This window comes from Sphingopyxis sp. (genome assembly GCF_025869345.1).
In the GTDB taxonomy this organism is placed as follows: Bacteria; Pseudomonadota; Alphaproteobacteria; order Sphingomonadales; family Sphingomonadaceae; genus Sphingopyxis.
Window position 1 is genome coordinate 1 of record NZ_JAOZVW010000065.1, and the last position, 9,689, is coordinate 9,689.

At 65.5% G+C, this 9,689-nt stretch carries 10 protein-coding genes; 4 read left to right on the top strand and 6 right to left on the bottom strand.

Annotated features, from left to right (window positions below; genetic code table 11):
* Positions 1–67: 67 nt before the first annotated feature.
* The 3 genes from OJI97_RS07245 to OJI97_RS07255 are packed head-to-tail and all read left to right on the top strand — an operon-like array spanning position 68 to position 3,098.
* Positions 68–637 (top strand): DOMON-like domain-containing protein, encoded by a 570-nt coding sequence (locus OJI97_RS07245; protein ID WP_297662388.1) that lies wholly within the window; start codon positions 68–70, stop codon positions 635–637.
* The gene (locus OJI97_RS07250; protein WP_297662389.1) at positions 634–1,842 is read left to right on the top strand and encodes a DUF1343 domain-containing protein; all 1,209 of its coding nucleotides are present in this window, start codon (positions 634–636) and stop codon (positions 1,840–1,842) included. The genes OJI97_RS07245 and OJI97_RS07250 overlap by 4 nt, the downstream gene beginning before the upstream one ends.
* An 11-nt stretch (positions 1,843–1,853) precedes the next feature.
* The gene (locus OJI97_RS07255; protein WP_297662390.1) at positions 1,854–3,098 is read left to right on the top strand and encodes a Xaa-Pro peptidase family protein; all 1,245 of its coding nucleotides are present in this window, start codon (positions 1,854–1,856) and stop codon (positions 3,096–3,098) included.
* A gap of 64 nt (positions 3,099–3,162) precedes the next feature.
* Here OJI97_RS07255 and OJI97_RS07260 read toward each other — a convergent pair whose 3' ends face one another.
* The 3 genes from OJI97_RS07260 to OJI97_RS07270 form a co-directional block, all read right to left on the bottom strand.
* On the bottom strand, positions 3,163–4,071 hold the full coding sequence (locus OJI97_RS07260; protein ID WP_297662391.1) for a DUF817 domain-containing protein: 909 nt from the start codon (positions 4,069–4,071) through the stop codon (positions 3,163–3,165).
* A complete protein-coding gene (locus tag OJI97_RS07265; RefSeq protein ID WP_297662392.1) occupies positions 4,064–4,870 on the bottom strand; it encodes a lipid II flippase Amj family protein in 807 nt (268 codons plus the stop codon). The genes OJI97_RS07260 and OJI97_RS07265 overlap by 8 nt, the downstream gene beginning before the upstream one ends.
* A gap of 131 nt (positions 4,871–5,001) precedes the next feature.
* The gene (locus OJI97_RS07270) at positions 5,002–6,180 is read right to left on the bottom strand and encodes a VWA domain-containing protein (RefSeq protein WP_297662393.1); all 1,179 of its coding nucleotides are present in this window, start codon (positions 6,178–6,180) and stop codon (positions 5,002–5,004) included.
* Between the two features lie 454 nt (positions 6,181–6,634).
* On the opposite strand from OJI97_RS07270, the gene OJI97_RS07275 reads away from it, so the two are divergent.
* On the top strand, positions 6,635–7,141 hold the full coding sequence (locus OJI97_RS07275; protein ID WP_297662394.1) for an FKBP-type peptidyl-prolyl cis-trans isomerase: 507 nt from the start codon (positions 6,635–6,637) through the stop codon (positions 7,139–7,141).
* A gap of 111 nt (positions 7,142–7,252) precedes the next feature.
* Here the strand turns inward: OJI97_RS07275 and OJI97_RS07280 are convergent, their stop codons facing one another.
* From OJI97_RS07280 to acpS, 3 genes are read right to left on the bottom strand one after another with little or no spacing between them, the layout of a single operon-like run.
* On the bottom strand, positions 7,253–8,359 hold the full coding sequence (locus tag OJI97_RS07280) for an AI-2E family transporter (protein ID WP_297662395.1): 1,107 nt from the start codon (positions 8,357–8,359) through the stop codon (positions 7,253–7,255).
* A gap of 11 nt (positions 8,360–8,370) precedes the next feature.
* Positions 8,371–9,216 (bottom strand): signal peptidase I, encoded by an 846-nt coding sequence (gene lepB, locus OJI97_RS07285; protein ID WP_297662396.1) that lies wholly within the window; start codon positions 9,214–9,216, stop codon positions 8,371–8,373.
* A gap of 2 nt (positions 9,217–9,218) precedes the next feature.
* Positions 9,219–9,620, bottom strand: coding sequence for a holo-ACP synthase (gene acpS, locus OJI97_RS07290; protein ID WP_297662397.1), 402 nt, complete (start codon positions 9,618–9,620; stop codon positions 9,219–9,221).
* Between the last annotated feature and the right edge of the window lie 69 nt (positions 9,621–9,689).

Below are 9,689 nucleotides of genomic sequence, written 5' to 3' on the forward strand. Positions count from 1 at the left end.
GGATCAAGTCCGGGGTGACGAAGAAGAGCGTCCTTCGACAAGCTCAGGACGAACGGAGGAGGGTTGAGTGTCCGATCATCAGGGCAGCCGCCGGTTGCCCCTTATCTGCCACCCCGATACCCCCGCGAGGGCGGTGCGATCGATCGCCGTCGAGATCGGGCTGTCGTTCGACGACGGTTTCGCGCTCAACTTCATCGTCGAGGGCACGATCGGTGCGGTCGTGCTGCCGCAGGGGGAGGGGGAATTGGTCATCGCTGACGGCGGGACCGACGGGCTCTGGCAAAGCACATGCTTCGAGGCGTTCCTGACCGAGGAAGGCCAACCCGATTATACCGAATTCAACTATGCCCCCGACGGGCGCTGGGCCTGTTACCAGTTCGACGATTACCGCTCGCTGCTGCGCGCCGACCAGCTTGCCCCTTGGCGGATGAAGGCCGAGCGGAGCGATGATGGCTATGCGCTGCGCATCGAACCCGGGATTTTTCCCGACAAGGGATCGAAGCTGGCGCTGTCGGCGGTGATCGAGGAGGTCGACGGCACCAAAAGCTATTGGGCGCTTTGCCATCCGCCCGGAAAGCCCGACTTTCATCATCCCGATTGCTTTAGGGTGACGCTTGGGGCACCCGACGCGGCATGACTGTTTCCTTCGGCATCGACCGCCTGCTCGCCGACCCCGCGCTTCGCGCGCCGCTGGAGGGAAAGCGCGTCGCGCTGCTCGCGCATCCCGCTTCGGTGACCGCCGACCTGACCCACAGCCTCGACGCGCTTGTCGCGGCGGGGATCGACATCACCGCGGTCTTCGGGCCGCAGCATGGCGTGCGCGGCGACCTTCAGGACAATATGATGGAGTCGCCCGACTTCACCGATCCGACCTATGGCATGCCGGTGTTCAGCCTTTATGGCGAGGTGCGGCGGCCGAGCGGCCAGTCGATGCATACGTTCGACGTGATGCTGGTCGATCTTCAGGATTTGGGTTGCCGCATCTACACTTATGTGACGACCCTGCTTTACATTCTCGAAGCCGCGGCGGCGCACGGCAAGGCGGTGTGGGTGCTCGACCGTCCGAACCCGGCGGGGCACCCCGTCGAGGGCACGCTACTGCGCGAAGGCTGGGAGAGCTTCGTCGGTGCGGGGCCGATGGCGATGCGCCACGGGCTGACGATGGGCGAGATGGGACATTGGTTCATCCGCCACTTCGCGCTCGACGTCGACTATCGCGTGATCGCGATGGATGGCTGGGAGCCGGGCGGCCCCGGCTTCGGCTGGCCCACCGACCGTGTCTGGATCAACCCCAGCCCCAACGCCGCAAACGTCAACATGGCGCGCGCCTACGCCGGGACGGTGATGGTCGAGGGCGCGACGCTGAGCGAGGGCAGGGGAACGACGCGCCCGCTCGAACTGTTCGGCGCGCCCGACATCGATGCGAAGGCGGTGATCGCCGAAATGCACCGGCTCGCGCCCGAATGGCTCGCGGGATGCAAGCTGCGCGACATCTGGTTCCAGCCGACCTTTCACAAGCATGTCGGCCGGCTCAACAACGGTATCCATATCCATGCCGAGGGGCCTTGGTACGATCCTGCAGCCTTCCGCCCGTGGCGCGTGCAGGCGCTGGGGTTCAAGGCGATCCGCAGCCTCTGGCCCGATTATCCGATCTGGCGCGGCACGGATTTCAAATATGAATATACCGACGACGTGCTCGCGATCGACGTGATCAACGGCGGGCCGGACTTGCGCCTATGGGTCGACGATACGGGCGCGGCGCCGGGTGATCTCGATGCGCTCGCGCTGCCCGACGAGGCGGCGTGGCGCGAGGAGATCGCGGACCTGCTGATCTATCGATGAGGGGGACGGCGATGCACCGCAGGCAATTTCTTGGCACCGCGGCGCTTGGTGGGCTTGCCGCGAGTTTGCCTGCATCGGTTCTTGCGGCCGACACGGCGGGCCTTCCCAACCTCGCCGCAAAGGCGGTGCCGATCGGGCGCGGGGAGCGCATGGCGCGGATCGCGAAGGCGAAGGAGTTCATGCGCGCGAACGACATCGGCGCGCTGCTGATCGAGCCGGGGTCGAGCCTCATCTATTTCACCGGGGTCGAATGGTGGCGGAGCGAGCGGCTGACCGCCGCGGTGCTGACGCGCGAGGGCGAGGTGGCGATCGTCACGCCCTTTTTCGAGGAGCCGTCGGTGCGCGAGACGCTGGGCGTGCCGGCCGACGTGCTGACGTGGAACGAGGACGAGAATCCGCTCGCGGCGGTCGCGGCATGGCTCGGCAAGCGCGGCCTCGCCAAGGGACGGATCGGGGTCGAGGAGACGGTGCGCTATTTCGCCGTCGATGGCCTGCAAAAGGCGATGCCGGACGCGAGCGTCGTCAACGGCGCGCCGGTCGTGCGCGGGTGCCGGATGCACAAGTCGGCGGCCGAGATCGCGCTGATGCAGGTCGCGAACGCCATCACCGTCGCCGCCTATCGCCACACCGCGCCGCGGATCGAGGCGGGGATGGCGCCCGCCGACATCGGCGCGATCATGCGCGCCGCGACAGTAGCGCTGGGCGGTGCGAGCGAGTTCGAGCTGATCCTGCTCGGCGAGGCGAGCGCCTATCCGCATGGGTCGGGCAAGCCGCAGGCGGTGAGGGACGGCGAGGTCGTGCTGATGGACTGCGGCGCGACGGTGCACGGCTATCAGTCGGATATTTCGCGGACCTTCGTTTACGGCAAGGCGACCCCGCGCCAACGGCAGGTGTGGGACGAGATGCGCAAGGGACAGGACGTCGCCTTCGCCGCGGCGAAGATCGGCACGCCGGCGGGCGCGGTCGACGATGCGGTGCGCGCTTTCTATCAGAATCTTGGCTGGGGGCCGGGTTATCGGCTGCCCGGCACCTCGCACCGCACCGGGCACGGCATCGGGCTCGACGGGCATGAACCGGTCAATCTGGTGCGTGGCGAGACGACGAAACTGGCACCCGGCATGTGTTTCTCGAACGAGCCGGGCATCTATATCCCCGGCGAGTTCGGCATCCGCATCGAGGATTGCTTTTACATGACCGAGCGCGGTCCGAAATGGTTCAGCGAACCGCCGCCCTCGATCGACCGGCCATTCGGCTGATTCCCCTCCCTGCAAGGGAGGGGTTAGGGGTGGGTTGGCGAGCGAAGCTCGCCGCTCTTCTCTTCTAGCTTGCGTCGGGCCGCATACCCACCCCCGACCCCTCCCTGAGAGGGAGGGGAGAATAGACATCGGGTTCCCTCGGTCGCTGCACCAGACTCACCAGCACGAAGCTGATGATCATCAGCAGATACCAGCTTCCGAGTTTCTCGACGCCGACCATATGCCAGCCGTCCTTCTGGCTGGGGTAGGTCCAGGCGCGGGCGAAGGTGCCGATATTCTCCGCGAACCAGATGAACAGCGCGACGAGGCCCCAGCCGGCGAGCAGCGGCATCCGGCGGTGGACGTGGAGCGGGCGGAACCACACCTGGCAGCGCCAGAAGAGCAGCGCGGTCGCCGCGAACAGCAACCAGCGGATGTCGGGCAGCCAGTGGTGCGCGAAGAAATTGACATAGATGGCGGCGGCGAGGACGTAGCTCGTCCAGAGCGGCGGGTAGCGCGTGTAGCGGAAATCGAAGATGCGCCAGACGCGCGCGATATAGCTGCCCACCGCGGCATACATGAAGCCCGAAAAGAGCGGCACCGCGCCGATGTGGAGCAGGCTCCCCTCGGGATATTGCCACGATCCCGCGGCGGTCTTGAACAATTCCATCACCGTGCCGACGATGTGGAAGATCAGGATGACGATGGCTTCCTTCGGCGTCTCCAGCCGGAAGGCGAGCATCGCGAGCTGGATCAGGACCGCGCCGATCGTGATCGCGTCATAGCGATGGATCGGTGCACTTTCGGGCCAGAAGAGGTGCGTGCCGAGAAGCAGCGTGAGCATCAGCGCCCCGAACAGGCACGCCCAGCCCTGCTTGAAGCCGAAGACGAGAAATTCGAGGAACCAGCCGCGTGGCCCCGGCTCGACCGCCATCGCCTCGAGCCGGGCGCGGACGGCGTGGAAGCGGCTGTGGCCGCGTTCGGGCTCAGACATGGACGGCGACGATCGCGATCAGCGAGGCGGCGGGGAGCAGCAGCGCCTGCGCCAGCACCGTGCCGGCGAGGCGGCTCAGCGAGATGAAGGTGATCGCGCGGCGGAAATCGGCCTCGTCGACTTTGCCCTCGACGGCATCGTCGGTCATCACCGACAGCTGCGGATCGATGAAGGCGAACAGGAGGATCGTCGCGAAGCCGTTGATCAGCGCCGATAATTGCGACGCGGTCACCCGGAACTCGGGGGCGAGATAGCCGGCGTAGAGCGACGCGACGACGCCGACCGCGAGCAGCGACTGCGCAAGGCAATTGGCGATCAGCACGCCCCAGCCGATCCCCTGCGGCATGCGCCACTCTTTAAGGTGCGCAAGGCTGGGGAGGCGAAGCGACTGGCGCAGGGTGCGCAGTCCGGCGGGGCTGGCGGCCCTGAGCGCCAGCTTCGTCGTCGAGCGATTGTCCTGATACCAGCCGATCGCGGCGGCGAACATGCGCTGTCCGGTGGGGACGAGCAGGATGCCGATCAGCGTCGCGACGCTGGCGGCGGCGAGCACGAACTGCATGTCGACGAACAGCGACGCGCCCGATCCGTCGTGGATGCGCGTCTCGATCCGCTTGGCGAGGAACGGGCCGAGGAAGCTGTTCGAGGTGCGCGAGAAGAGCACGAGGATGTTGAACAGCGCAAAGGACATCGCGATCCGCCGCGTCCGCACCCCCGCGATCCGTGCGGCATAAGCGAGCGCGCCGATCAGGTTGATGAAGCCGGTGAGCAGGAGGATGGTGACGAGGGGGAGGTCGATCATGGGGAGCCTATGCGAGGAACCCGAATTCTTCGTCATTGCGAGCGGAGCGAAGCAATCCAGGGCGGTTTACGCGAACTCTGGATTGCCACGGGCCTTCGGCCCTCGCAATGACGATTAATGGAAGCCGTAGATCAATGCTTCCGCGTCAACTCGCGCATCGCATTGTCGAGCCCGGCGAGGCTCAGCGGATACATGCGGTCGTTCATGAGCTGCTTGATCAGCTTCACCGACTGGGTGTAGCCCCAATGCGCCTCGGGCACCGGGTTGAGCCACACTGCGGCGGGATAGACATGGGTCATCCGCTGGAGCCACACCGCGCCCGATTCCTCGTTGAAATGCTCGACGCTGCCGCCCGGATGGGTGATTTCATAGGCGCTCATCGACGCGTCGCCGACGAAGATCAGTTTGTAATCATGGCCATATTTGTGGAGGATGTCCCACATCTGGTGGCGTTCGGACCAGCGGCGCTTATTGTCCTTCCATACCCCTTCATAGGGGCAATTGTGGAAATAGAAGAACTCCAGATTCTTGAACTCGCTCGTCGCGGCGCTGAACAATTCCTCGCACAGCTTGATGAACGGGTCCATCGATCCGCCGACGTCGAGGAACAGCAGCAGTTTCACCGCGTTGCGCCGCTCGGGCCGCATGTGGATGTCGAGCCAGCCCTGCCGCGCGGTGCCGTCGATCGTGCCCGGAATGTCGAGTTCGTCGGCCGCGCCCTCGCGCGCGAATTTGCGCAGGCGGCGAAGCGCGATCTTGATGTTGCGGGTGCCGAGTTCCTTGGTGTTGTCGAGATTGGCGAACTCGCGCTTTTCCCAGACTTTCAGCGCGCGCTTGTGCTTGCTCTCGCCGCCGATCCGCACCCCCTCGGGGTTATAGCCCGAATTGCCGTAGGGACTCGTGCCGCCGGTGCCGACCCATTTGTTGCCGCCCTGGTGGCGCTTCTGTTGTTCCTCGAGCCGCTTCTTCAGCGTCTCCATGATCTCGTCCCAGTCGCCGAGCGACTTGATCGCCTCCATCTCCTCTGCCGTCAGATATTTCTCGGCGACCGCCTTGAGCCATTCCTCGGGCACATCGATGGGGTTCTGTCCGTAATCGGTGAGCAGGCCCTTGAAGACCTTGTTGAACACCTGATCGAAGCGGTCGAGCAGGCCCTCGTCCTTCACATAGATGGCGCGGGACAGATAATAGAATTGCTCGGGACTGCGGTCGATGACCTCGCGGTCGAGCGCCTCCAGCAACAGCAGATGCTCTTTCAGGCTGGCGGGAATGCCCGCGGCGCGAAGCTCGTCGAGGAAGCCGAAAAACATGGCGCAGGCCTATCGCGTTGCGGCGGGCGGCGCAATCACTTTACGTTTACGGAAAGGGCTGGGCGAGGAGGAGGGCGGTTTTCGGGGTGGACGGGTTTGACGGCGGCTTTCGGTCGTTAGCCGCCATTCGTGCCGATCTGGATCGAATGCCCGGATTCGACCGGTTGCGGTCGTCGGCGGAGCTTGCTCTCTCCCCTTCAGGGGAGAGATACGAAGGCTTGCCGGTTTACCGGCTAGCCGGAGTTGAGAGGGGCGTGGACGCCTCCCCCTCTCCCAACCCTCTCCCCTGAAGGGGAGAGGACTTTACGTCCGCTTCCCACCCCATAGCGGACTTTAGACTTTACCGGCCACGCGGGCGCAATTGCCTCTGGACCCCTGCACGCCGCACCGCCTATAGGCGACGCCGATATTTCGCTGCGCTGGATCATCCGCGGGCCAGGGGAAGGACAATAGAATGAGCGTCACGACGGTTCCGCTGCGCCCGGTGAGCAAGGGCGGGCTCTGGCTGATGTGGATCGGCCTTATCGCGCTGCTCGTCGCGGGCACGGGCTTCGCCTGGTGCCAGACCGTCGTTCGCGAGTTCGAGGTGGTGAAGGCCGGCGCGGGCAAGAGCCCGACCGACGGCGATATCGTGCTCATCAAATATACCGGCCGCCTCGGCAACGGGACGATCTTCGACCAGCAGGAACAGGCGCCGATGCCCGTGACCGGCGTGGTTCAGGGCTTCAGCGAAGCGCTCAAGAAGATGCAGAAGGGCGGAAAGTACAAGATCGTCATTCCGCCGGAAAAGGGCTATGGCGCCGAAGCCAAGGGGCCGATCCCCGGGAACAGCACGCTCTATTTCGACGTCGAACTGATCGATTTCAAATCCGAGGCCGAGGTTCGGGCGATGCAGCAGATGATGCAGCAACAGCAGATGCAGCAGCAGGGCGCTCCGGGCGCTCCGGCTCCGCGGCCGTAACGCCATCGTCGCCCCCGCGACGGCGGGGGCCGCGGGCAGCCTTGCGCTATGCCGATAGCGGCCCCCGCCTTCGCGGGGGCGACGTGTTTTCCGGCTAAGGAATCGCCGCCGCTACGTCCCTGCGTTGCGTTCGGCTTCGCGTTCGAGCGCGACCTTGATCATCGCGACGATCGGGTCGGCGAGGAACAGCCCCATGATGCCGAGCAGCGCGCCGAACAAAATCTGCGCACCGAGGACGAGCGCCGGGGCCAGGTCGACGGTCTGCTTCGCGACCATCGGCACGATCAGATAGCCGTCGACCGTCTGGACGATGAAATAGATGGCGATCGCCCAGAGGCCGGCGTCGGTCCCGGCCGAGAAACCGACGAGCACCAGCAGCACGCCGGAGACGATCGCGCCGATATTGGGGATGAAGGCGAGCAGGCCGGTGAGCAGTCCCATCAGCGCCGCCATCGGAATGCCGACCGCGAGGCAGGCGAGCCAGGTGCCGATCCCCTCGACGATCATCCCGAGCAGCCGCCCCGCCATCAGCCGGCGCAGCGTGAAGCCCATGCGCGCGGTGGTGATATAGAAATTCTCGCGGCTTTTCATCGGCAGCATCCACGCGACGCCGCGTTCGTAGAGCCGTGGTTCGATCGCGATGAAGATGCCGAGCACGACGACCATGACAAGGCTGGTCAGCGCGCCGAGCACCGTGCCGACCGCGGCGGTGACGCGCCCGACGGTGCCGGCGATATTCTCCGTGATCGTCTTGGTGTCGAACTGGACGTCGCCCATGCCGTGCGCGCTCGCCCACGCCGCGATGCGCTCGACCTGGCCCATGACGACCTTTTGCAAGGTCGCGGCCTGATCGGCGATCTGCGAGCCCGCGAACATCACCGTCCAGACGAGAAAGGCGACGAGCGACAGGCAGACGATCAGCAGCCGCCAGCCGCGGCCGATCGGCAGGATACGGCCGATCAGGCGGGTGCCGCCGTCGAGGATCGCCGCGACGACGATCGCCGCGAAGATCAGCAGGATCGGCTGGATCAGCACGATGCACACGCCGATGAGCAGCGCGAGACCCAGCCAGACGCCCGCCTTCAAAAGCTCGGTGCGGACGAGCTGGCTGCGAATCTCGGTGGGGCCGGGGGCTTCCCGATGTTCCTCCACCGGCGGCGCAGGGGTGGTGGACGCCTTGGCGCGCGTCGCGCTGGTCTTCCTTGTCGTCGCCGCCATGCCGTCGCTCCCTATTTCGCGTTTCCATCATGCGCGGGGCGCAAGTTGGTTCCGGCGCGGTCCGGGCGCAGCGCGCCGAACCAGCTCAGCGGATTATACCATTCGGCCGTGCCGTCGGTCGAAAAGCTGATGATCTCCGCGCGGCCGGCGATCGCATCGAACGGCACCGGGCCGCCAAGGCCCTTCTGGCTGACGGCCACGCGGCTGTCGGCGCTGCCGTCGCGGTTGTCGCCCATCAGGAACAGGTGGCCGGCGGGCACTTTGATCGGCCCATAATCGTCGGTCATATAGCCGGGGCCCATGTCGATCGTGTCGAAGGTCGCGCCGCCGGGCAGCGTTTCGCGCACGATCGGCAGTTCGAGCACGTCCTTGCCGCTCGCATCGCGGGTCAGGAAGCGGCCGAGGCTGCTGTCGGGGCCGGGCATGTTGGCATCGACCGGGATCGACAGCATCGGTTCGACCTCGCGCTTGATCGGCTTGCCGTTGATGATCAGCGCGCCGCCGCGCAGTTCGATCGTGTCGCCGGGCAGGCCGATCACGCGCTTGATATAATCGACGCGCGTCACCGGATGTTCGAGCACGACGATGTCGCCGCGCGCGGGCAGCTTGCCGAACCAGCGGCCGGGCGTCTTCGGCGCGAGGTGGAAGCTCGCCGAGGCATAGGACCAGCCATAGGGATATTTGCTGACGATCAGCCGGTCGCCGTTGCGCAGGATCGGCATCATCGAATCGGACGGGATATAGAAAGGCTTGGCGACGCAGCTATGGATGCCGAGCACGAGGATCAGGATCACCACGATATCGCGGATCAGCTTGCCCCAGCCGCCTTCGTCCCTGTCCGCCTTGTTCTTCGCCATGCTCAGTCCTTGATTGCCTCGATGATGACGAAAGCCTGCGCCCAGGGATGGTCGTCGGTCAGCGTCAGGTGAATGTGGGCTTTATGCCCCGGAGGCACCATCTCCGCGAGCCGCGCCGCCGCGCCGCCGGAGAGCGCCAGCGTCGGCGCGCCCGAGGGGGCGTTGACGACGCCGATGTCTTTCATGAACACGCCGCGCTTGAAGCCGGTGCCGACCGCCTTGGAAAAGGCCTCCTTGGCGGCGAAGCGCTTGGCATAGGTGCCCGCGCGGGTGAAGGGCCGCCGCGCCGCCTTGGCGCGCTCGATGTCGGTGAAGACGCGCTTTTCGAAGCGCTCGCCGAAACGATCGAGCGAGGCCTGGATGCGCTCGATATTGCAGAGATCGGAACCGAGGCCGATGATCACGGCTTGATCCTTAGCTCGTCATTGCGAGCGAAGCGAAGCAATCCAGAGCGTGCGTAAACCGCCCTGGAT